At 69.5% G+C, this 22,628-nt stretch carries 22 protein-coding genes; 16 read left to right on the top strand and 6 right to left on the bottom strand.

Going from position 1 to position 22,628, the window contains the following annotated elements; all coding sequences use genetic code 11:
- The first annotated feature begins 287 nt into the window (after nucleotides 1-287).
- From ABS735_RS13635 to ABS735_RS13600, 8 genes are all read left to right on the top strand, one after another.
- A complete protein-coding gene (locus ABS735_RS13635) occupies nucleotides 288-1,010 on the top strand; it encodes a CTP synthase (protein ID WP_042799411.1) in 723 nt (240 codons plus the stop codon).
- 110 nt (nucleotides 1,011-1,120) lie between these two features.
- Nucleotides 1,121-3,643 (top strand): molybdopterin-containing oxidoreductase family protein, encoded by a 2,523-nt coding sequence (locus ABS735_RS13630; RefSeq protein ID WP_016325508.1) that lies wholly within the window; start codon nucleotides 1,121-1,123, stop codon nucleotides 3,641-3,643.
- Nucleotides 3,644-3,698: 55 nt separating this feature from the next.
- A complete protein-coding gene (gene aroA, locus ABS735_RS13625) occupies nucleotides 3,699-5,021 on the top strand; it encodes a 3-phosphoshikimate 1-carboxyvinyltransferase (protein ID WP_016325509.1) in 1,323 nt (440 codons plus the stop codon).
- A complete protein-coding gene (gene gpmI, locus ABS735_RS13620) occupies nucleotides 5,018-6,553 on the top strand; it encodes a 2,3-bisphosphoglycerate-independent phosphoglycerate mutase (RefSeq protein ID WP_016325510.1) in 1,536 nt (511 codons plus the stop codon). The genes aroA and gpmI overlap by 4 nt, the downstream gene beginning before the upstream one ends.
- On the top strand, nucleotides 6,550-6,909 hold the full coding sequence (locus ABS735_RS13615; RefSeq protein ID WP_016325511.1) for a hypothetical protein: 360 nt from the start codon (nucleotides 6,550-6,552) through the stop codon (nucleotides 6,907-6,909). Before gpmI ends, ABS735_RS13615 begins: the two co-directional genes overlap by 4 nt.
- Before the next feature lie 320 nt (nucleotides 6,910-7,229).
- Nucleotides 7,230-8,102 carry a phosphate ABC transporter substrate-binding protein gene (locus tag ABS735_RS13610; RefSeq protein ID WP_016325512.1) on the top strand — a complete coding sequence of 291 codons (873 nt, stop codon included), beginning with the start codon at nucleotides 7,230-7,232 and terminating at the stop codon, nucleotides 8,100-8,102.
- Nucleotides 8,103-8,105: 3 nt separating this feature from the next.
- Nucleotides 8,106-9,917, top strand: coding sequence for a phosphate ABC transporter permease subunit PstC (pstC, locus tag ABS735_RS13605; protein ID WP_016325513.1), 1,812 nt, complete (start codon nucleotides 8,106-8,108; stop codon nucleotides 9,915-9,917).
- The gene (locus ABS735_RS13600; protein WP_042799412.1) at nucleotides 9,905-10,594 is read left to right on the top strand and encodes an ATP-binding cassette domain-containing protein; all 690 of its coding nucleotides are present in this window, start codon (nucleotides 9,905-9,907) and stop codon (nucleotides 10,592-10,594) included. The genes pstC and ABS735_RS13600 overlap by 13 nt, the downstream gene beginning before the upstream one ends.
- Nucleotides 10,595-10,715: 121 nt before the next feature.
- Here the strand turns inward: ABS735_RS13600 and ABS735_RS13595 are convergent, their stop codons facing one another.
- On the bottom strand, nucleotides 10,716-11,057 hold the full coding sequence (locus ABS735_RS13595) for an ArsR/SmtB family transcription factor (protein ID WP_042799413.1): 342 nt from the start codon (nucleotides 11,055-11,057) through the stop codon (nucleotides 10,716-10,718).
- A 117-nt stretch (nucleotides 11,058-11,174) separates the two neighbouring features.
- Nucleotides 11,175-11,534, bottom strand: a complete 360-nt coding sequence (locus ABS735_RS13590; RefSeq protein WP_007445854.1) for an ArsR/SmtB family transcription factor — start codon at nucleotides 11,532-11,534, stop codon at nucleotides 11,175-11,177.
- 156 nt (nucleotides 11,535-11,690) lie between these two features.
- Here ABS735_RS13590 and ABS735_RS13585 point away from each other — a divergent pair, with 156 nt between their 5' ends.
- The 4 genes from ABS735_RS13585 to ABS735_RS13570 all read left to right on the top strand — a co-directional run bounded on the left by ABS735_RS13585 (nucleotide 11,691) and on the right by ABS735_RS13570 (nucleotide 15,353).
- Nucleotides 11,691-13,085, top strand: coding sequence for an NAD(P)-binding domain-containing protein (locus ABS735_RS13585; protein WP_373905804.1), 1,395 nt, complete (start codon nucleotides 11,691-11,693; stop codon nucleotides 13,083-13,085).
- Between the two features lie 69 nt (nucleotides 13,086-13,154).
- Nucleotides 13,155-13,613 carry an ArsI/CadI family heavy metal resistance metalloenzyme gene (locus tag ABS735_RS13580; RefSeq protein ID WP_016325517.1) on the top strand — a complete coding sequence of 153 codons (459 nt, stop codon included), beginning with the start codon at nucleotides 13,155-13,157 and terminating at the stop codon, nucleotides 13,611-13,613.
- A gap of 7 nt (nucleotides 13,614-13,620) precedes the next feature.
- Nucleotides 13,621-14,853 carry an MFS transporter gene (locus tag ABS735_RS13575; protein WP_016325518.1) on the top strand — a complete coding sequence of 411 codons (1,233 nt, stop codon included), beginning with the start codon at nucleotides 13,621-13,623 and terminating at the stop codon, nucleotides 14,851-14,853.
- Between the two features lie 137 nt (nucleotides 14,854-14,990).
- Entirely contained in the window at nucleotides 14,991-15,353 is a 363-nt protein-coding gene (locus ABS735_RS13570) for an ArsR/SmtB family transcription factor (protein WP_042799867.1), read from the top strand.
- A 491-nt stretch (nucleotides 15,354-15,844) separates the two neighbouring features.
- Here the strand turns inward: ABS735_RS13570 and ABS735_RS13565 are convergent, their stop codons facing one another.
- Nucleotides 15,845-16,810, bottom strand: a complete 966-nt coding sequence (locus ABS735_RS13565; RefSeq protein WP_373905805.1) for a pirin family protein — start codon at nucleotides 16,808-16,810, stop codon at nucleotides 15,845-15,847.
- A 136-nt stretch (nucleotides 16,811-16,946) separates the two neighbouring features.
- On the opposite strand from ABS735_RS13565, the gene ABS735_RS13560 reads away from it, so the two are divergent.
- Nucleotides 16,947-17,294 carry a tetratricopeptide repeat protein gene (locus ABS735_RS13560; protein WP_373905806.1) on the top strand — a complete coding sequence of 116 codons (348 nt, stop codon included), beginning with the start codon at nucleotides 16,947-16,949 and terminating at the stop codon, nucleotides 17,292-17,294.
- A gap of 76 nt (nucleotides 17,295-17,370) precedes the next feature.
- Nucleotides 17,371-18,027: a peptide deformylase gene (locus ABS735_RS13555; RefSeq protein WP_373905807.1), complete on the top strand. Its 657-nt coding sequence runs from the start codon at nucleotides 17,371-17,373 to the stop codon at nucleotides 18,025-18,027.
- Nucleotides 18,028-18,069: 42 nt separating this feature from the next.
- Here the strand turns inward: ABS735_RS13555 and ABS735_RS13550 are convergent, their stop codons facing one another.
- Complete coding sequence (locus tag ABS735_RS13550; protein ID WP_373905808.1) at nucleotides 18,070-19,503, bottom strand: dihydrolipoyl dehydrogenase family protein; 1,434 nt, start codon at nucleotides 19,501-19,503, stop codon at nucleotides 18,070-18,072.
- A gap of 120 nt (nucleotides 19,504-19,623) precedes the next feature.
- On the opposite strand from ABS735_RS13550, the gene trxA reads away from it, so the two are divergent.
- Complete coding sequence (gene trxA, locus ABS735_RS13545; RefSeq protein WP_373905809.1) at nucleotides 19,624-20,019, top strand: thioredoxin; 396 nt, start codon at nucleotides 19,624-19,626, stop codon at nucleotides 20,017-20,019.
- Nucleotides 20,020-20,038: 19 nt separating this feature from the next.
- On the opposite strand, the gene ABS735_RS13540 is transcribed toward trxA, so the two are convergent.
- Together ABS735_RS13540 and ABS735_RS13535 are read right to left on the bottom strand one after the other, a co-directional pair.
- Nucleotides 20,039-21,073 (bottom strand): LacI family DNA-binding transcriptional regulator, encoded by a 1,035-nt coding sequence (locus ABS735_RS13540; protein WP_373905810.1) that lies wholly within the window; start codon nucleotides 21,071-21,073, stop codon nucleotides 20,039-20,041.
- A 73-nt stretch (nucleotides 21,074-21,146) separates the two neighbouring features.
- Nucleotides 21,147-21,851: a TetR/AcrR family transcriptional regulator gene (locus ABS735_RS13535; RefSeq protein WP_373905811.1), complete on the bottom strand. Its 705-nt coding sequence runs from the start codon at nucleotides 21,849-21,851 to the stop codon at nucleotides 21,147-21,149.
- Between the two features lie 183 nt (nucleotides 21,852-22,034).
- On the opposite strand from ABS735_RS13535, the gene ABS735_RS13530 reads away from it, so the two are divergent.
- The gene (locus ABS735_RS13530) at nucleotides 22,035-22,598 is read left to right on the top strand and encodes an NAD(P)H-dependent oxidoreductase (RefSeq protein ID WP_373905812.1); all 564 of its coding nucleotides are present in this window, start codon (nucleotides 22,035-22,037) and stop codon (nucleotides 22,596-22,598) included.
- Nucleotides 22,599-22,628 lie beyond the last annotated feature (30 nt).

Here is a 22,628-nt window from a genome sequence, read left to right as displayed (position 1 = left end):
GCAGCACGGGGGGCCTGCAGAGGGCTCCCACACGGGGCACACCAGGGGGCTGGCAGACATGCGCACATCCAGTAGGCAACAACTCACAGCCCAGCCGTCCACACGGCGGTAGTTCCCCACCTTTCCTTCCTCACGGGACCCGTGCGTGGCGGCACGGTCCTGACATCACCCCAGGCACGACCACACCCGCGCAGCGGAACGCACGGCACGCGTTCTGCCGCGCCACTTGGGCTGGAACCGTCACAGGCGAGACGGATTCGCCCTCCTGAACCGTTGAAGGGAAAACGATGTCAGTCTCTGCACAGCCACGCCTTGCCCTGGTGGGAGACCGCGGCAATCACGACGAGCCGTCCCACCCCAGGATCGACGCGATGCGTGAGCAATGGGACCTGACCACCGAATGGATACCGACCACCGACATACACGACGCCTCGGTTGTCGACGGCTTCGACGGCATATGGGTCGTGCCGGGAGCCCCGTACTTCAACCAGAAGGGCGTGCACGTCGCCGTGCGCCACGCCCGTGAGAACGGGCTGCCCTTCCTGGGCACCTGCGGCGGATTCTTCAGCGCCCTGATCGAACACGCCCAGAACGTGCTCCACCTCCCGGAGGCAGAGGGCGTCGACGAGGACCCCGAGAAGCTGATGCCTCTCGTCACGCCGCTGAAGTGCTCCTTCCGCGGAGAGAAGGCTCCATTGACTGTCAAGGAGAACTCCCGGCTCGCCGGCATCTACGGCACGACCGAGGTCGAGGAGATCTTCCACTGCGACTACGGGCTGACCGACACCTTCATGAACGCGGCCAACCAGGGCTCACTGAAGCTGAGCGCCTGGGACGGCGACGGCGCGCCCCGGGCCCTGGAGATCACCGGGCACCCCTTCTTCCTGGGCAGCCTCTTCCAGCCCGAGCTCTCGTCGGCCCCGGGCAGCGAACACAAGATCCTCAAGGCGTTTCTGGCCGCCGTACGGGCGAAGGCCGACGCCGGCGCCCTGCCGATGCCCACACCCTGATCACCACGGCACATCCGCATCAGACAAGGCCGTGCGGCGTACCCGCACGGCCCGGGCACCGCCATGCCCGCCTCGTACCCCACACCAGGCGGAAGGATCCCCACGTCTTCATGAAGCACGATCAGCACGGCCTGTCCCGGCGCGGTTTCGTCCGCGGGAGCGTCGTCGGCGGTGCAGGCCTTGGAACGCCCGTCCTGCTTCCGGTGGTCTCTGCACACGCGGCCGATGCCGCAGGCTCCCCGGGAGAACCTTCCGGTACGGGCGGCCGGTCCGGCGCGGATTTCACCGACCAGTCCGCCGCCTTGACCCCTGACAAGACAGTCGCCACCGCCTGCCAGTTCTGCAATTCCAACTGCCGGCTCAACGTCGACCTCAAAGCAGGCCGTGTACTGGCCGTGCGAGGTGAGGACGGTGACCCGGTCCAGCAGGGACAGGTGTGTGTCAAAGCCGAGCTGATGCCGCAGCTCGTCTACAACACCGAGCGGCTGACCCGTCCACTTCGCCGCGTCTCCGGTGCGAAGGGCTCCCCGCACTCCAAGTTCGAGGCGGTGAGCTGGGAGGAGGCCCTGAACACCATCGCCAGGAAGTTCCTGGCGCTGCGGGACGCCGGTCAGGCCCACACCATCGCCAACCGCACCACCGGCCGGATGCCCCGAGGCACCGGATCTCTCGTGGCCCGCATGTTCGCGATGCTGGGCAGCCCCAACAACACGGACGTCGGCCCGGTCTGCAACGACGCCGGCGGCAACGCCCTTGCGATGACCTTCGGACTCGGCAATTTCACCAACGGGTACGGGACCGACGGCGCGACCGGCAAGGACGACCTCGGCTCGGCGCGCCACTACCTGTTCCTGGGCACCAACCAGGCCGAGACCCACCCGGTCACCTTCGACTACCTCCTGCGCGGCCGCAAGGAGAACAACGCGACCCTGACGGTCGTGGACCCGCGCCTGACGCCCACCGGAGCCGCGGCCGACCGCTGGGTGGCGCCGAAGCCGCACACAGACCTCGCGCTCCTGCTCGCCATGCTCCACCACATCGTGCAGGAGAAGCTGTACGACAAGACGTTCGTCAAACGATGGGTAGCAGGTTTTGACGAGCTGCGCGAGCATCTCGCGAAGCACCGATTCACCCCCGTGTGGGCGGCAAGGGTAACCGGAGTCAAGGCTGACGTCATCACCAAGATGGCGGTGGAGTACGCGACGGCGAAACCGGCGGCGATCTTCTGCAACGCGGGCATCTCTCACCAGCTCGGGGCCTTCGACACCTATCGGGTGGCCACATTCCTGGCTGCGGTGACAGGCAACATCGGGCAGCCGGGCGGCGGCTGCAACTTCATGCACAACACGTGGCCCGGCGACCTGCACCTGCCGCCCCTGGACGCCAACGTGCCCGAGCGGCGCGAGGCGCTGCCGGTCGGCCCGGACTACTTCGCCGAGTCCATCCTCACGGACAATCCCTACCGACTGCGCGCGGTGGTGACCCAGGGCAATCCGCTGGTGTCCTCGGCCAACACGACCAAGGTCAAGAAGGCGTTCGAGCACCTCGACTTCTACGTCTACACCGGTCTGTTCATGGAAGAGGCCGCGTACTACGCCGACATCATCCTGCCGGTCTGCAGTGGTCTGGAGATGGAGGGCGTCTACATGCGCCGCGACGACCGGGCCATTCGCTGGCAGGACCAGGCGGTCGAGCGGGTGGGCGAGTCCCGGCCGGACTGGGAGATCTGGGTCGGGCTCGCACACGCGCTGGCCGAACTCGACAGCCGTCGGCCGGCCGCCGAGTGGCGTACAGCGTTCCCCAAGCGGTGGATGAACTACCGGGAACTGTGGGACGACTTCGTCACCCACACCCCCGGCGTGGGCGGAATGACCCGCGCAAGGATGCGACAGCGTACCGAGCCGCTGCGCTGGCCATGCCCCACCGAGGACCACCCCGGCGTGAGCACCCTCTACCTGGACCACTCCAGCTGGTACCAGGCGGCAGAGTCACTCGACCCCGCCAACCGCGGGAAGAGGTTCCTCACCCCCAGCGGCAAGGTCGAGATCTCGACACCGGCCCTGGAGAAGAAGCTGTCCGTCACCGGGCACAGCGCCCTGCCGATCTTCTACACACACCCCGAGGTCACCGGCAGGAACCCCACCCTGTCCTACGGCCGCAAGTTCGTCACCAACCCCATCAACCCTCAGGCAGTCACCCATCCCGTACGCCTGGGCGTCCCCGGAAGCGACGCGGTGCACCGGGACTTCCCGCTCATGGGCATGACGGGGAGGCCCAGCGTCGTCCACTTCGCCGAGGTGACCCACTGGACACCCACCGGCAAGCAGCTCAACGGCATCCGCTTCATCCAGATCCACCCCGACACGGCACGCCGTTCCGGCATCGCCGACGGCGACGAGGTGACCGTCGAGAGCCCTCGCGGATCGGTCACCGGTACCGCACTCCTCTGGGAGGGGATCAGAGCGGACACCGTGTTCGTCCCCAACACCTTCGGGCCGGCCCAAAAGCAGGGTGACCTCTTCGACGACCCCCACTACGAGGCGGCCAACACCCTGCCCGACGACCGCTTCTACGACAACCTGTCCGGCCAACAGGCCTTCAAGTGCTTCGCGTGCCGGGTCGTCAAAGCCTGAACTCATCACCGAGTACAGACATCACCTCACCCGTCCCCACCGCAGGAGGTAACGCATGTCCGCAACGCCCGACCCACGGCTCAAGGCCGAGACCCTCACGATCCGAACCCTCACCGCTTTCGACGAGACCGTCCGCGTCCTGGGCTCCAAGAGCTACACCAACCGATACCTCGCCATCGCCTCGCTGTCCGGGCAGGAAACGGTCATCGACAACGCCCTGTTGTCCGACGACACCGTCTACTTCTCCCGCGCCATCGAATCCTTCGGCCACGTCACCTGCGACATCGACCACGCCACCGCCCGCATACGCGTCACCCCCACGGGCAAGCCAATGCGCGCCCCGAGCGAGGACATCTTCGTCGGCGGCGCGGGCACGCCCCTACGGTTCCTGATCTCCATGGCCGGTCACGCCGACGGCACGACGATCATCACCGGCAACTCCCGCATGCAGGAGCGCCCCATGAGCGACCTGCTCAAGGCATTGCCGGCACTCGGTGTGGACGCCACCGCGGTACGCGGCAACGGCAGCCCGCCCATCCGCGTCGTCGGCGGCTCCTTCAAGGGCGGCTCCACCTCCATCAGCGGAGCCGTGTCCAGCCAGTTCACCTCCAGCCTGATCATCAACGCGCTGCGCGCCCAGACCGACACCGAGATCACCATCAGCGACGACCTGGTCTCCAAGCCCTACGTGGAGATGACGCTCGCCGCGCTGGCGGAGATGGGCGTGAGCGTCGACCGGGACGGCTACCGGCGCTTCACCGTCCCGTCCGGTCAGCAGGCCCGCGGCGGGCAGGTCACCGTCGAGCCGGACGCCTCCGGCATGTCCTATTTCCTGGCGGCCGCCGCCGTCCTCCAGTCGCGTGTCGTCATCCCGGGCATCGGCGCCGGCTCCCACCAGGGAGACGTCCACCTCGTCCAGGCCCTGGAGCGGATGGGCTGTCGCACCGAGGTCGGCGACGACTCGATCACGGTCACCGGCAGTCCCCTGCGCGGCATCGACATCGACATGGAGGCCATGCCCGACGTCGTGCCCTCCCTGGCCATCGCCGCCGCGTACGCCGAGGGCACCACCCGCATCACCAACATCGCCTCCCTGCGCGTCAAGGAGTGCGACCGCATCGCCGCCGTCACCACCGAGCTGCGCAAGATGGGCATCGACGTCGAGGAACACGCCGACGCGATGTACATCACCGGCGGCACACCGCACGGCGCGGTCATCGACACCTACGACGACCACCGCATCGCCATGACCTTCGCCATCGCCGGTCTGCGCACCGAGGGCGTGGTCATCAAGGACCCGGGATGCGTCGCCAAGTCCTTCCCCGCCTTCTGGCAGACCCTCGACACCCTGCACCCGGACCTGGAGAGCACCAAGTGAGTACACCCGACCCGGTGCTCGCCGGCCCGGGAATTCTCCTGGTCCTCGACGGCTGGGGCTCCGCCGACGCAGCCGACGACAACGCCCTGAGCCTCGCCCGCACCCCGGTGCTGGACGAACTCGTGGCCCAGCACCCGAGCACGCTGGCCGAAGCTTCCGGCGAAGCGGTCGGGCTGCTCCCCGGTACGGTCGGCAACTCCGAGATCGGCCACATGGTCATCGGAGCCGGAAGGCCCCTCCCCTACGACAGCCTCCTGGTCCAACAGGCCATCGACAGCGGCACCCTGCGCAGCCATCCGCGGCTGGACACCGTGCTGAACGAGGTCGCCAGCGCCTCAGGCACGCTGCATCTGATCGGTCTGTGTTCGGACGGGCAGATCCACGCCCACGTCGAGCACCTGAGCGAGCTGCTGGCCGCCGCAGCCACGCACCAGGTGGAGCGCGTCTTCATCCATGCGATCACCGACGGCCGGGATGTCGCCGACCACACGGGCGAGGCGTATCTGACACGGGTGGCCGAGTTGGCCGCCGCAGCCGGAACTGGGCAGATCGCCACAGTCATCGGCCGCGGCTACGCGATGGACAAGGCCGGCAATCTCGACCTGACCGAGCATGCGGTCGCCCTGGTCGCCGACGGGCGCGGCTCCCCGGCCGACAGCGCCCACTCGGCGGTCCACTCAAGCGAACGCGGCGACGAGTGGGTCCCCGCCTCCGTGCTCACGGAAGCGGGTGACGCGAGGGTCACCGACGGGGACGCGGTGCTGTGGTTCAACTTCCGCAGCGACCGTATCCAGCAGTTCGCGGACAGGCTCCATGAGCACCTCGCAGCCACCGGCCGCACGGTGAACACGGTGAGCCTGGCCCAGTACGACACCCACACCGCGATACCCGCCCTCGTGAACCGCGCGGACGCCTCCGGCGGTCTGGCCGATGAGCTCCAGGAAGCCGGGCTGCGCAGTGTCCGCATCGCGGAGACCGAAAAGTTCGAACACGTCACGTACTACATCAACGGCCGGGACGCGACCGTACGCGAGAGCGAGGAGCATGTGCGGATCAGGGGTGAGGGCAAGGCCGACTACGTCGCCCGTCCCCTGATGAACCTCGACCGTGTCACGGAGGCGGTGGCCGAGGCGGCCGGCCGCGTCGACGTCGACCTGGTAATCGCCAACCTGGCCAACATCGACGTGGTCGGGCACACGGGCAACCTCGCCGCCACCGTCACAGCCTGCGAGGCGACCGACGCCGCCGTGGACCAGATCTTGCAAGCGGCCCGGAACAGCGGCCGATGGGTAGTGGCCGTGGGAGACCACGGCAACGCCGAACGCATGACCAAGCAGGCTCCGGACGGCAGCGTACGGCCCTACGGCGGCCACACGACGAACCCGGTCCCGCTGGTGATCGTCCCCAACCGGACCGACACGCCTGCACCCACGCTGTCGAGAACGGCCACGCTGGCCGACGTAGCCCCCACCATCCTGCACCTGCTGGGACACAAACCCGGACCCGCCATGACAGGAAGGCCCCTGCTGTGAGTCCACTCACCCCCACACCCGACCACGCCCTGTGGCATCGGACACCCGCTCTGTCCGATTGCCTGGCACTGCCTCACATCGCAGCCGCCTTCGCCGGTGATGCTCTCGTCCGCGAGCTGGAGGCCGACGGCGTCGAGGGAGTACTGCACGAGCCCGCCGACCGCTCGCTAGTGGTGCTGGGCCTGCACAACCCGTCCACGACCGAGAGTCGCGTCAATCTCCGCGCCCTGCTGCCCGAACACACCGACTGCACCTGGCACTTCCTCAGCGGCTCCATGCACACCAGCGAAGCAGCCGACGGTCTTCACCTTCACCTGGCCGCGTCCGAAACCGTCTGGCTCACCGCCACCACTTAGCGAGGGCCGCGCCACCAGATCCCCCCGCAGCCTGCGCGAGCAACCCTCCCACGGAAGATTCCTCGCGTTCTCTTTCAGGGCACCGCCAACCCCGAAGGATCTGACATGCACGTCTGCACGCATTCAGCGTTCGACCATGCCCCATCCAGCACTCGGGACACCCGTCCGTCTGCCGTTGGCATGACCGACGGGGACAGTCCGCCTACCAGCCCAGTCCTTCCTCGTCTGTCACACCGGTGACCGTCCAGAGGGCGTCGCATCGCGCCCCGTCCCCCTACACCCCAGGTACCACGGTCACGCGCAAAGGAAGGGCCTCAGAAATGTTCAGCAAGAAGCGCCGCCTCGCATGCCTCGCAACTTCGGCACTGGCGGTCGTATCCCTGGCCGGTTGCGCCGACGGCGGAGCCGGAAAGAGTGGCGCCCTGCAGGTCAGCGGATCCACCACCGTGGCTCCGGTCGCCGCCGACGCGGCCGAAGCACTCAAGGCTGACGGACTCGACATCACCGTCGCCACCCAGGGCGGCTCGGCCGGTGGCATCTCGCAGCTCGCCTCCGGGCAGATCACCGTCGCCCTGAGCTCGAAGCCCCTGTCCGACGAGGACAAGGCCGCCAACCCCAACACCGACTTCGTCTCCACACAGATCGGCGCCGACGCCGTCGGCATCATCGTTACCAAGCAGGTCGCCGACGCCGGAGTCAAGAACCTCACCGCCGACCAGGTGCGTGACCTGTTCGAGGGCAAGATCAAGAACTGGTCCGAAGTCGGCGGCCCGGATCTCGACGTCTTCGTCTACGACAAGGAACCGGGGCGAGGCACGCGAGAGGTCCTCGACAAGTACATCTACGGGGACGAGAAGGCCCCGCCGCCGCCGGAGTCCGGCAACTTCGCCATCGTCGGCGGCAATCTGGAGACCCGCAACAAGCTGGAGTCCACGCCTGGGGCCGTGGCGCCGCTGTCCACCAGCTTCGTCGAGGGACGCGACCGCCTGGCCGCGGTCACGCTCGACGGCATAGAGGCGTCCCCCGAGAACATCGCCACGGGCAAGTACCCCATGTCCCGTCCCCTCTACTTGATCACCAACGGCAAGCCGGAGGGAACCGCCAAGAAGTTCATCGACTACGTACTCTCCGCCAAGGGTCAGGCCTTGATGACCAAGCACGACTACCTGACCCTCAAGGAAATCGGGAAGTAGTCGATGACCACCAAGACCCTGACTCGGCCTCCCGACGCACCCGACATCGGCAGCCGCCCCCGCCCCTCCACATGGATCTGGAGTTGGCTGTACGGCGGGGCCTTCGCCGTGGCGGCCCTGCTCCTGACCGTCATCGGATACCTCGGCGCGGGACTGGCCAGCGGGCGCGTCGACTGGCTTGAACTGCTGACCGAGAAGGCATGGGCCCCGACGAGCTCCGTGTACGGCGGCCTGGCAATGATCTACGGAACCGCCGTGGTGTCTGCCCTCGCGCTGGTCATCGCCGTGCCGATCAGCTGGGCCGCGGCCGTCGCACTGTCGGAGTACCTCCCGCCCCGTCTGTCCCGGCCGCTGCGCATGTGCGTGGAGTTGCTCGCAGCCGTACCGTCCATCGTCTACGGCCTCATCGGCATCATGGTCGTCCGCCCGGTCATCGCGCAGATCGGCGACGTACCGGGTGGCGACAGTCTCGCTGCCGCCGGCATCGTCCTCGCCGTCATGATCACTCCGACGATCGTGGCGGTCAGCGTCGACGCCCTCGCCGCTGTACCGGACCGCGTCCGCGAATCCGCGTACTCCCTCGGCCTGACCCGCCGGGAAGTGGTCCGCTCGGCAGTACTGCCGCTTGCCCGGTCTGGCATGCGAGCGGCTGTGCTGCTCGGACTGGCCCGAGCGCTGGGCGAAGCCATCGCCGTCTTCCTGGTCGTCGGCCGGGCGGACGGACGACTGCCCACCAGTTTCGGGGGGTTCCTCGACTCGCTGTCCCACCCCGGCCAGACTCTGACGACGAAACTCGCCGGTCCGGAGCCCGTCCTTGCCGGGACCTCTGGCCCCTACTTCGCCGCGCTCTGCGCACTCGGTCTCATCCTCCTGGCGCTGGTGGCCGTCGCGACCATCTGGGGCACACGAAGCCGCACCCGCAAGGACGCGGCGGAACGCACTCCGCGCTTCCGGGGGACATCGCGGATGCGGTTGCAGCGGGACTGGCTGGTCATGACGCTGCGGATGGGCGCCCTGCTCCTGCCCAGTGCACTCCTCCTCGGCATGCTCGGTCTGCTGGTGACGCGAGGGAGCTCAGCGTTCAATCCCTCTTTCTGGTTCTCATCAGCGACGGGCGCGGCAGGGGGAGGCGTCCGCGACCAGATCGTCGGCACCGTGCTCCTTATCACCGCCACCGGCATCCTGGCCCTGCCCCTCGGATTCGGTGCGGGCATCCTGATCGGCGTCCACGCATCCGAGCGCACCGCGCGAGTGCTGCAGACCTTCACGGTCGTCCTCGGAGGGGCCCCGACCATCCTGCTGGGCCTGGCCGGATTCGTGATCCTCTCCACCACCATGGGCTGGGGCCGGTCGTGGCTGGCCGGCGCGATCGTACTCGTTCCCGTCGTGGTGCCGGTGATAGCCCTGACGACCTCCGCCCGCGTCAGGAGCATCCCCCCGGAACTCAAGGAAAGTGCCATGTCCCTCGGCCTGACGCGCGCACAGTTCGTCCGCTCCGTCGTCGTTCCGTACACCTGGCCCGCGACGATCACCGGACTGCTGCTCGGACTGGCCCGCGCCGCCGGCGAGACCGCCCCGTTGATCTTCACCGCGACGGTCTTCTTCGGCGCACCCGCCCTGCCGAGCGGCATCGTGGAAGCGCCGGTGCAGGCACTACCGACCCACATCTTCACGCTCTCCCAGGACTCGGGCGACCCACAGGCCGTCACCCAGGCATGGGGAAGCGCCATGGTGCTGGTCATCATCACAGCCGTACTTCTCAGCGCGGCGGTCGCGCTGCGCAACCGCTCCGAGGGGGAACGATGGACAACGTGATCACCGTGCGCCAGCTACGCGTACGCAGCAAGGACAAAACTCTGGTCGGCCCCGTCTCCTTCAGTCTCCAGCACGGGTCGACCACAGGCCTGTGCGGACCGTCCGGGGTCGGCAAATCCACAGTTCTGCGCGCCCTGGTGGAACTGCTCCCGAACGGGTTGACCCGCGACGGGGAACTCCAGGCGCTGGACCGCACGATCGCACCCGGCAAGGGAGACGCCGACCTGAGGGCGAAGATCGTCCTTGTTCCTCAGACGCCCGTCGTCTTCGGGGGCAGCATCCTCGACAACGCCCTGTTCGGGCTCCGTCATCTCCTCCGGGCTTCCCAGGAAGTCCTGCGCGAGCGCGCGGAGAAGGCGCTGGAGGAAGCCGGACTGTGGAAGGAAGTAGCCGACCGGCTCGACTCACCCGCGCAGAACCTGTCCGCGGGGCAGCGCCAACGACTCTGCCTTGCCCGGGCCCTTGCTCTGGAGCCGGCCGCACTGCTGCTCGACGAGCCCACCAGCGCCCTTGACGAACGCAGCAGGGACAAGGTCGAACAGTCCATTTCGGCGCTGCGCGGAAGCCGTGCCGTCCTCCTGGTCTCCCACGACCCGGCGCAGGTGGAGCGCCTGTGCGATACGACCGTCCACCTGGATCAACCCGCGACGGCATCAACAGCTGCCGCCGTGGCCTGATCGTCAGTATGTGAGTGCAGGTCCGACGCCCTCACAAGTCCTCGACTCAAGCCGCGTCTTGGGGCGTTGCAGCGCCTGACCGCAACGGTAGGGGCGGAGCGTCGGTCCCGACCGACGATGCCTACGTACCCACCTGGCTGCGCTGATGCAGGATCTGCATCAGCGCAGCGCGCACACCGGCACCCAGCCTGTAGTAGACGAGGCGACCCTCACGTCGACTCTCAATCAGACCTATGCAGCGCAGTCGTTTCAAGTGATGGCTGACCGTGGCAGCGGACACGCCGACGTCCGCCAGTTCATGCACCGCGGCTTCACCTCCTGACCGCTCCGCGAGCTTCATCAGCAACTGCAGACGAACGGGGTCTCCCAGGGTCTTGAAGACATCGGACCACCAGACCATGTCGGCCGCGCTCAGCTCCAGACACGTCCCGTCACAAGCGGAGCCCGCCCCCTTCTGACACATGACATCTCCCTCCCAGCGTCCCTTCTGGGATCCGTTACCGGTGGGCATGTCCTGGCACCCAGGGGACCGCAGCATACGGTCCGAGCGTGCACCTGCGGACGGGCGGAGCCGACCGGTTCAGGTGGTCTGCGACAGCAGTCCCGCCATGGCCGACAGAACGCCGGGCGCAACCCGGTAGTACACCCAGCTGGCGCGGCGCTCCGACTCGAGAAGTCCGGCCTCTCGCAGCTTGCGCAGGTGGTGGCTGACCGTGGGCTGAGAGACTCCGACATCCTGAATGTCACAGACACAGGCCTCTCCACCCGGCCGAGCGGCGATCTTCGAGAACAGCCGCAGCCGGACGGGATCGGACAGCGCCTTGAACATCACGGCGATCTTTTCCGAGTCCGCAGCGGACAGCTCTTCCTTGCCCAGCGGCTGGCAGCACCAGGACGCGGTGGCGTTCACGTTGGTGGAGTCCAGAGCCAGATTCGACATACCTCTATGTTGACAGGCATCTAATCATTTGCCAAGCGGCATGCGGAACCCCTCTGCGCCCGAACGGGCACAGCTTAGATGAACTTCTATGTTGACGAACGTCGATTCCGGATGCATCCTGGCGGCATCGACAAACATCGAAGCCGAGGAGCCGTCGTGAATGCGCCCGCCGTTCCCACCACACCCGTAGTCGTCATCGGCGCCGGACCCATCGGGCTGGCTGCCGCAGCTCATCTGCTGGAACAAGGGCTCCCTCCGCTCGTACTAGAAGCAGGCCCCACCGCCGGCAGCGCCGTCAGCGAGTGGGCCCACGTCCGCCTGTTCTCCACATGGGGCGAGGTCGTGGACCCCACCGCCGAAAAGCTCCTCTCCCTCACCGGGTGGAGCAGGCCCGACAGCAGCACCTACCCCAGCGGCGGTGATTGGGTGCAGCACTATCTGCAGCCGCTTGCCGACACCCTCGGCGACCGGGTCCGCTACGGAGCCCGAGTCACCGGCGTCTCGAAGGCCGGCCGGGACCGCGTCGTGGACGCCGACCGCGACGCACAGCCTTACGTCGTCCAGGTGAAGCACGCGGACGGCCGGGAAGAGAGGATCACCGCCTCCGCAGTGATCGATGCCTCCGGCACCTGGTCCCTGCCCTCCCCCGCCGGCAGCAGCGGTCTGCCCGCCCTCGGTGAGCACATGGCCTCCGAGCATGTCACCTACCGCGTCCCCGATCTCACGGACCCGGCGGTGCGCGCACGCTACGCGGGAAGGCGCACCGCGGTCATCGGCTCGGGCGCCTCGGCATTCACCGCGCTCGCCTCACTGGCCGAACTCGCGCGGTCCCAGAACAGCGCGACGACAAAGACGGTGTGGGTACTGCGCCGCGGCCTCTCGGGCTCCACCTACGGCGGCGGCGAAGCGGACCAGCTGCCCGCGCGCGGTGCCCTCGGTCTGGCTGCCAAGGCCGCCGTCGACGAGGGCCACGCAGAGGCGGTCACGGGCTTTCGCACCGAGGCCGTGGAACGCGGTGCCGAGGGCCGGCTGATCCTCGTCGCGGAAGACGGTCGGCGGCTCCAGGCAGTGGACGAGGTCATCGTCCTGACCGGCTTCCGCCCCGACCTGTCCTTCCTCTCCGAGGTCCGCCTGCGCCTGGACGAACGCCTGCAGGCACCGGTCGAGCTCGCTCCACTGATCGACCCCAACCAGCACTCGTGCGGCACCGTCTACCCGCACGGCCATCGAGAACTGTCCCACCCGGACTCCGGTGTCTACCTGGTCGGTATGAAGAGCTACGGACGCGCTCCCACGTTCCTGGCGATGACCGGCTACGAGCAGGTCCGCTCCATCGCGGCCGCCCTGGCGGGCGAAACCGAAGCGGCCGACCGCGTCGAGCTGGTCCTGCCGGAAACCGGCGTCTGCGGAGGCTCGGGACTCTTCGACACGGACTACGCCGCCGAGCCCGACACGCAAGGCTGCTGCTCTCCCTCGGCTCCTCAGTTGGTCCAGTTGTCCACCATCTCCCCCGGGCCTGCCACGACACCCGGCAGCAGCAGCAACGCCTGATCGTCCCCACCCGCAGCCGTTGCGGCCACGGGAAAAGCGCCCCACTGAACCGGCAGGAGCAATGTCCCCATGTCCCGGATACAACTCGCCCTGCGAGTACCCGATTTGCAGTCAGCCATCGCCTTTTACAGCAGGCTGTTCGACACTGAACCGGCCAAACTACGTGATGGCTATGCGAACTTCGCCGTCACCGAGCCGCCGCTCAAGCTGGTTCTGATCGAGGGAGAAGGAGGTGCGGACACCCGCCTGGACCACCTCGGTGTCGAGGTGGCATCCACCGAGGACGTTGCGACAGCCACCGCCCGGCTGAACCAGGCCGGGCTGAGCACCCGCGAAGAGAACGACACCACCTGCTGCTACGCCCTGCAGGACAAGGTGTGGGTACACGGCCCCGGCCAGGAGGCGTGGGAGGTGTACGTCGTGAAGGCGGACGCCGACACCCTGGCCAAGCAACCCAGCAGCACCTGTTGCGCGTCCACCGATGCCGTCCAGACCGGGCCGCAGACCACCACAACCAGTTGTTGCTGACCGGCGCATGAGCTACCGCTCCCCCGCCTCCCCCGCGACCACCGCCCTCGACCGGCCGGCGCGGCCGGGGGCGGCTCTCCCCGCCCTGTGCCTGACTCAGATCACCAGCTGGGGCATCGTCTACTACGCCTTTCCGGTCCTCAACCCACAGATCACCATGGCCACCGGCTGGAGCGCCACCGCAACCACGGCCGCGTTCTCCGCTGCCCTGCTGATGTCGGCTGTTGCGGGCATCAGCATCGGCCGTATCCTCGATGCCCGAGGCCCTCGCACCGTCATGACCGTCGGATCGGTGGTCGGCACAGTCAGCTTGGTCTTCATCGCCAGCGCCCCCAACCTGACCCTGTTCACCGCCGGATGGCTACTGGCCGGTTTCGCCATGGCCTCCACCTTCTACCAACCCGCGTTCGCGGCGCTTACCCGCTGGTGGGCCCCCAACCACGTACGTGCGCTGACGATCGTCACTCTTGCCGGCGGCCTGGCATCGACCGCCTTCGCACCACTCACCGCCCAGTTGGCCAACCACTTCAGTTGGCGGCACACCTACCTGCTTCTGGCTCTCGTCCTGGCCACAGTGACGGTGCCCCTACACGCCTATGCCCTGCGCGGCCCATGGCCCCCCGCCCCATCCCCGAGCACAACAGGTGAGACCGCATCTACAGTCGTCATCACGCATAGCCGTCCCTTCCTTCTTCTGGCAACGGCTCTGACCCTGTCGGCGTTCGCAGCGTACGCCGTCGTCATCACCCTCGTCCCCCTGCTGCTCGACCGCGGCTACACCGCTGCCGAAGCCGCCTGGGCCCTGGGGCTGGGCGGAGCCGGCCAGACCCTCGGCCGCACCCTCTACGCCTCACTGGCCCGCCGCAGCTCCCCCGCTCTGCGCGCAGCAGTGCTGATCGGCATGGGAGGACTGACCACCGCGGCCTTCGCGCTCATTCCCGGCCCTTACGGGGTGCTTGCGGCGCTGGCCGTAATCGCCGGCACCGTCCGCGGCAACCTGACCCTGCTGCAGGCCACCGCCATCACAGACCGATGGGGCGCCAATCGCTACGGCCGCCTCTCCGGCATCCTCGCCGCCCCCACGACGACCGCCTCCGCACTCGCTCCGTTTGCCGGCACCGCCCTGGCCGCCCCTCTCGGCGGCTACCCTCACCTGTTCGCCGTTCTCGCGTTGACCTCGTCCGCCGCTGCGCTCATCGCCTGGTACACGGCACCAACTACGGCTGCCACAAGGCCATAGCCACCAAGGACCGAAACGGAGGGGCCTGCCCTAGCATCCGCCCAACATCAGGTGAACTCGCAGTCCGGCCATATTCGATCGTGTCAAGGTGATCACACTGCGTCTATGGTTGACGGGTGACTGTCATAGATCTGCAGATGTCGGATGACGGGTTCTTCGAAGGCGGCTCATGCGGGCCCGGGCTGAACTGCCAGCCCCTGGAGCGATCAGAAGCCGAACAGCTGTCCACGATACTGAGATCCATCGCCGACCCCACCCGCCTGCAATTGTTCCGACTCCTGGAACGGGCCCCCGATGGCGAGGCCTGCGTGTGCGATCTGGCCGACAGCCTGGGGCTGCGGCAGTCCACAGTCAGTCACCATTTGAAGATCATGACTGAGGCAGGGCTCCTGGACCGCGAACGGCGCGGTACTTGGGCCTGGTTCTCCGTCAACCACGAAGGACTGCGCCGGATCCGCTCCATTCTGGACCCGGCTCCCCAGGCCACGACAGGGCCGTGATTCACTGATCCCTCTCAGAGGCTCATGTACGCGGTACGACCAGCCGCCGAGAAGCCTGCTACGAGCGCTCCGATACGGCTCTCCTCCAAGAAGGCAGCACCACAAGCCTCACCGTCACAGCCATTGACGCCGCTTGTAGAACCCCCACAATACGATGGGCCAAGCAGCGAGTCCGTGCGGCAGAGCGTGTGCCCGTCGCCCACAGGCTCGCTATCCACCCGGTGGTCATCCAGCCACGCTGACGACGCCACCGCGCCCAGAGGTCAGCCACGAAGGCCACCGGAACATGATGACGCGTCAGTAGAGTGAGCAAAGGGTTAGCAAGTGTCCTGCCACAGCCACCCACAGATGGCCACACCCTCGACAGGCATGGCGCAGCGCATCGAGCTAACAGCACGCCCTGCCGCCCCTCGCCCGCAAGGCACCCATGAGTGACGACGGAGGACGGCCGGCCGACTGGCCGGCACCAGCTCATCAGCCATTCTCGCAGGTCAGCGTTCCCTTCCGCGCGGCTTCAGTGGCACCGTCGGCAGCGCAGGGGCAGGCAGCGGGACGCCGTCATACCCCTTGACCTCACCGAACCGTGTCCCTTCCATCCAGTCCCGGCGGGCCTGTACGATCTCCTCCTGCGACCGTCCGATCCAGTTCCAGAACATGATCAGCTCCTCCTCGAACGGCTCGCCGCCCAGGAGCATCAGGCCCGCGTCCGAGTCGGCCCGCAGCGGGAGTTCGTCGCGGCCGCAGCCGAGGTAGAGCATCGAGCCCGGCACCAGGGGCACGCCGTCGACGTGGGCCTCGCCGCTCATGGCCAGTACGGCGTACTCGAAGTCCCGTTCCAGCGGCAGGCGTACGTCCGTGCCGCCGGTGAGGGCGAGGTCGGCGCCGACGAGGGGGGTGTACGTCGTGCCGGGCGAGGTGGCGGTGTCGAGGGTGCCGAGCAGTACGGTGGCCGCCAGACCCGGGGCCGTGACCCGGGGCAGCTCGGCGTGGAACTCGAAGTGCGGGTCGGTGTGGCGGTGGGTGTCCGGGAGGGCCACCCACAGTTGCGCGCCGTGCAGGAGGCGGGCGTGCGGACGCGGGCTCTCCTCCGAGTGGCTGATGGCGCGGCCTGAGGTCATCAGGCCCAGCTGGCGCGGGCGGATGGTCTGCAGGCTGCCCGTGGAGTCGCGGTGCAGTACCTCGCCCTCGTGCAGCCAGCTCACCGTCTGCAGGCCCATGTGCGGATGCGGCGGCACCTGCATGCCGGGCTCGTCGGCGATGTCGTCGGGGCCGTAGTGGTCGACGAAACACCAGGCGCCGACCATGCGCCGGCCCAGGTTGGGCAGCAGTCGGCGGACCTCGGTCGACTCGCCGAGCTTGACGTTGCGAGGGCTGAGGAGTTCACGCACGGGCTCCGTCACCACGAAGCCGCGGCCGCCGCACAGGCTGGGAACCGCGTCCCGGTCAAGGTTGCTCATGCCGCCCAACGTAGCCCCCGGCCGGCTCTCCGCGTGGGGCGGTGCCCGGGGCGTCACCGTGGCGGGCGACGGCAGCCCCCGGTAGTGGAATGTTCAACCGTGTGGCGTGGTTGCAGGAGGTCGAAGGAGGTTTCGAGTGGACACGACGTACTACGACCACGGAACGCCGGCGGAGCGCTGGGAGCGCGCGCGGATGTTCTTCGACGCCAAGGACTACGCCGCCGCGGCACGCGTCCTGGACGGACTGGTCGCGGAGGTGCCCGAGCAGACCGGACCGCGGCTGCTGCTGGCGCGCTCCTACTACCACTCGGCCCAGCTGCGGCGGGCGGAGGCGGAGCTGCGGATCGTCGTCGAGCGCGATCCCGTCGAGCAGTACGCCCGGCTGATGCTGGGCCGCACCCTCGAACGGCAGGGGCGGCAGGAGGAGGCCGACGCCCAGCTGCGGATCGCCTCCGCCCTCGCGGGCGACTTCGCCGAACTCTGAGCGAGGACGGCGCCCTCGTGCCCGTGCCTGCGCGGTCCCCGGCGGCGGGCCCGTCGCTCCATGGCATCCTGGCGCGATGGGAACTCCGCGTGAACGTGCCCCGCTTGCCGAGCGGGTCGAGGAACTGCTCGCCGTCGGCGGCCCGTTGCCCGTCGTCGCGGCCGGGGACCCGGTGCTGCGGCGGGCGGCCGAGCCGTACGACGGGCAGTTGGGGCCCGCGCTGCTCGCGCGGTTCGTCGGGGCGCTGCGCCTGACCATGCACGCGGCGCCCGGGGTGGGCCTGGCGGCACCGCAGGTCGGGGTGGGGCTCAGGATCGCGGTGATCGAGGACCCGGCGCCGGTGCCGGACGAGGTGCGGGTGGCGCGGCGGCGGGTGCCGCAGCCGTTCCGGGTGCTGGTGAACCCGTCGTACGAGCCCGTCGGCGCCGGGCGGGCCGCGTTCTTCGAGGGCTGTCTGAGCGTGCCGGGCTGGCAGGCGGTGGTGGCGCGCCATGCCGAGGTGCGGCTGCGGGCGCGGGACGAGCACGGGCGGGCGGTGGACGAGGTGTTCGCGGGCTGGCCGGCCCGGATCGTGCAGCACGAGACGGACCATCTCGACGGCACGCTGTACCTGGACCGGGCCGAGCCGCGCTCGTTGTCCTCGAACGCGGCGATGGCGGACCTGTGGTCCCAGCCGACGCCGGAGCGGGCGGCGTCGGCGCTGGGGTTCGAGCTGCCCGGCCCGGCGGTCTGACCGGCCGCCGGGCCCACGCTCACGCGACAGCGACAGGCCCCGTCAGTTGTCCCGGTAGGTCTCCAGGAGCCGCAGCCACACCTCGCTGATCGTCGGGTACGACGGGACCGCGTGCCACAGGCGGCTGATCGGCACCCGGCCGGCGACGGCGACGGTCGCGGAGTGGATCAACTCGCCGACGCCGGGGCCGACGAAGGTGACGCCCCGCACGATCTCGTCCTCCAGGTCGACCACCATGCGAGCGCGGCCCTTGTACCCGTCGCCGTACAGGCTCGAGCCCGCCACCGCGATGGGGAGGTCGACGGCGCGCACGCGGTGGCCCGCCTGCTCGGCCTCGGCCAGGGTCAGGCCGACGGACGCGGCCTCGGGGTCGGTGAAGACCACCTGGGGCACGGCGTCGTGGTCGGCGGTCGCGGCGTGCGCGCCCCACGGGTCGGACTCCAGGATCGGCACCCCGGAGGCGCGGGCGGCGATGGCGGCGCCGGCGATGCGTGCCTGGTACTTGCCCTGGTGGGTGAGGAGGGCACGGTGGTTGACGTCGCCGACGGCGTAGAGCCAGTCGTGGCCCTCCACCCGGAGGCTGTCGTCGACCGGCAGCCACGAGCCCGGCTCCAGCCCGACGGTCTCCAGGCCGATGTCTCCGGTGCGGGGCGTCCGGCCGGTGGCGAAGAGGATCTCGTCGGCCTCGAGGCGGTCGCCCGTGTCGGTGACGGCGACGACGCTGCCGTTCTCGCGGGTGACGGACTCGACGGAGACGCCGGTGCGGATGTCCGCGCCGGCCTCGGTGAGCGCTTCGGCGACCAGTTCCCCGGCGAACGGCTCCATGCGGGCGAGCAGGCCGCCGTCGCCGCGCACCAGCATCGTCACCCGGGAGCCGAGGGCCTGCCAGGCGGTGGCCATCTCGGCGGCGACCACTCCGCCGCCGACGACGATGAGGCGGCCGGGCGCGCTCTCGGCGCTGGTGGCCTCGCGGCTGGTCCAGGGGCGCACCTCGGCGAGTCCGGGCAGCGGGGGCAGGGCGGCGGCGCTGCCGGTGCAGACGGCGACGGCGTGGCGGGCGGTCAGGGTCCGGCGGGTGCCGTCGGGACCGGCCACCTCCACCGTGCGCGGTCCGGCGAGCCGGCCCTGCCCGCGGTACAGGTCGGCACCGATGCCCTCGACCCACTGGACCTGGCCGTCGTCCTTCCAGTGCGAGGTGAACTCGTCGCGGCGGGCGAGGACGGCCTGCGCGTCGAGCGGGTCCCGGACCGACCGGGCGAGGCCCGGCAGGCGGCGGGCGTCCGCGTGGGCGATGACCGGGCGCAGCAGGGCCTTGCTGGGCATGCACGCCCAGTAGGAGCATTCGCCGCCGACCAGTTCGCTCTCCACGATGGCGGTGGACAGCCCGGCCGCGCGGGTGCGGTCGGCGACGTTCTCCCCGACGGGGCCCGCACCGATCACGACGACGTCGTACGTGAGGGAATCCGATTGCGTCATGGGGTCAGTCTGGTGGGTGGTGTGCGACGTGGCCACATGGGTACGTGCGCGGAATACCCACCAGGTCGGCACTGTTGTGCCGACGGCTTCTCCCCCGAAACCAGGAAGAGGGATCACCTCATGACCAGCACCGTGGAACTCACCAAGGAGAACTTCGACCAGACGGTCACGGACAACGAGTTCGTGCTGATCGATTTCTGGGCGTCGTGGTGCGGTCCGTGCCGTCAGTTCGCCCCGGTGTACGAGAAGGCCGCCGAGGCCAATCCCGATCTGGTGTTCGGCAAGGTGGACACCGAGGCGCAGCCGGAGCTGGCGCAGGCCTTCGGCATCCAGTCGATTCCGACGCTGATGATCGTGCGGGACCAGGTGGCCGTGTTCGCGCAGCCGGGCGCGCTGCCGGAGGAGGCCCTTACCGACGTGATCGGCCAGGCCCGCAAGCTGGACATGGACGAGGTCCGCAAGGCGGTCGCCGAGCAGCAGGCGCAGGCCGGTCAGAACGGCCAGGAAGGCCAGTAACGGGCGGTTCGGCCGCCGGTCAGCTCGACTCCCGGTGCACCACCGTCGCGCTCAGCACCTTGTGGCGCTCGGGCGCGGCGCCGGGGTCGTGCACCGCCCGGTCGACGAGTGCGGCCAGGTCGCGGCCGGCGGGGAGCTCCAGGTGGACGGTGCTCAGCCGGGGTCGCAGCAGCCGGCCCAGCATCAGGTCGTCGGCGCCGATCACGGCGGCGTCGCCGGGGATGCCGAGGCCCTCGTCCTGAAGGGCCCGCATCAGCAGCATCGCGTACTCGTCGTTGTACGCGAACACCGCGTCCAGCCCCAGGGGGCGCCAGCGTGCCGCGAGGCGGGCGGCGTCCCGTTCGTCGTAGGCGAGGGGCAGTTCGGTGACGGTGGCGTCGGTGCCGCCGACCGCGTGGCGGGCACCCGCGAGGCGCGGTGCCGAGAAGACGTCCAGGCCGCGTTCCGCGGGCACGACGACGCCGATGCTGCGGCGTCCGCGGTCGTACAAGTGGCGGGTCGCGCTGCGGCCGACGCCCTCCTGGTCCGTGAGCAGGGCGTGCGCTCCGTCGACGGCCTCGGGGCCGAGGGTGAGGACCGCCCGGGCGCCGGAGCGTTTGAGGATCTCCACACCCTGCGGGCCGAGGTCAAAGCCGGGGGCGAGGACGGCGACCGGGCGCAGCTCGGCCCAGGCACGGGCGGCCTCGTCGCCGTGCACGCCGACGGTGCCGTACTGCACGACGGTGTAGTCGAGGCGGCCCAGGGCCCACTGGAGTTCGGTGAGAAAGCGGCTGTAGAGCGGGCCGGCGGGGAAGGACGGCGCCGGCATCAGGACCATGCGGCTGTGCCCGGCGCGCAGTGAGCGGGCCGCGGCGTGGGGGACGTAGCCGAGCTCCCGGGCGGCCTCGCGGACGCGGCGGCGGGTGGGTTCGCTGATCCGTACGGCGTCGGCGTTGTTGAGGACGTAGGAGACGGTCGCGCGCGAGACGCCGGCCAGGCGGGCCACATCGGCGCTCGTGGGGGCGGAGCGCGGTGCGGGGGGCTCGGAGGCCGGCTGATTCGGTATCTGCGCCATGACGTACGGCATCCTGGCAGAAGCCCGGCCGCGGGGCGGCGGGCGGGGCAACGTCGTCCGCCCCGGGCGGAGTTCAGGCCGTCGGCGCGGTGGCCGGGGACTCGGTCCCTGGGGCCGGGGGTTCGGTGCGGGTGACCCGCGCGACCAGGTCCAGCCAGCCCGCGCGCAGCCGCTCGGCGGGCAGCCCGCACTGTTCGGTGAGGTGGTGGATCAGCGCGGCGTCGAGGTACGCCATCAGCGTGTGGGACAGGAGTTCGCTGTCGCCGTCCGGCGCCGCCTCGCGCAGCAGCAGGGCGACATGGCCGCGCAGGAAGCGGCGCGGCGGGGCGGTGTGGCGGCGTTCCGCGTTCGGCTCGGCGGCCAGTTGCAGGTCGAGTTCGTCGATGAAGCGGCGCAGCAGCGCGCAGCCGAAGGCCCGCAGCCGCTCGACCGGCGGTGCGCCGGGGCCCAGGGGCGGGGGGCCGCTCAGGAGCGAGGCCTGGAACTTGCGCTCCGAGTGGTCGAGGAGTGCCGCAAGCAGCCCGGCGCGGTCGCCGAAGCGGCGGAAGACGGTGCCCTTGCCCACGCAGGCCGCGGCGGCCACCGCCTCCATGGTGAGGGCGGCCGCGCCGTGCTCGGCGACCAGGCGCTCGGCGGCCTCCAGCAGCCGGGCCCGGTTGCGTGCCGCGTCGGCCCGCAGGCAGGGCTCGTCCTCCTCGGTCCCGGTGCCGAGTTGCAGCAGTTCGGACGGACCGACGGCGTCCGGGGGCGTCGGGAAGGGCGGCAGGGCGGCGGACATGGAGCCAGCGTAGAGCATCGGGAAGAGAACTGGACCGCGGTCCGTTTGAGATGTTAGAAATTAAACGGACCTCGGTCCGGATCGTTGCGCCGATGTTGCGTGCCGCCCTTCGGCACCCGCATCACCTGCAGCGATGCAGCACCTTCAGCACCTTCAGCACCTGTTCCAGCACTGGGAGTACTCATGTCTGTCCGCATCCTTGCGCTCGTCGGCAGCCTTCGCGCCGGTTCGCACAACCGCCAGCTCGCCGAGGCGGCCGCCAAGTTCGCGCCGGAGGGCGCCGAGGTGCAGCTGTTCGAAGGGCTCGCCGAGATCCCCTTCTACAACGAGGACATCGACGTCGAGGGCAGCGTCCCGGCCGCCGCCGCGAAGCTGCGCGAGGCCGCCCAGGGCGCGCAGGCCTTCCTGCTCTTCTCGCCCGAGTACAACGGCACCATCCCGGCCGTCCTGAAGAACGCCATCGACTGGCTCTCCCGCCCCTACGGCGCCGGCGCCTTCACCGGCAAGCCCGTCGCCGTGGTCGGCACCGCCTTCGGCCAGTACGGCGGCGTGTGGGCGCAGGACGAGGCCCGCAAGGCCGTGGGCATCGCCGGCGGCAAGGTGATCGAGGACATCAAGCTGGCCATCCCCGGCTCGGTGACCCGCTTCGCCGAGACCCACCCGGCGGACGACGCCGAGGTCGCCGCGCAGCTGACCGAGGTCGTCGCCCGGCTGCACGGCCACGCGGACGAGGCCATCGCCGCCTGACCGGCGCGAGAGGACGTTGTACGGGACCGG

This window comes from Streptomyces sp. MMCC 100, assembly GCF_041538145.2.
Taxonomy (GTDB): domain Bacteria; phylum Actinomycetota; class Actinomycetes; order Streptomycetales; family Streptomycetaceae; genus Streptomyces.
Note: the sequence above shows the minus strand (reverse complement) of the source record. Positions and strands in the feature narration are given on the sequence as shown.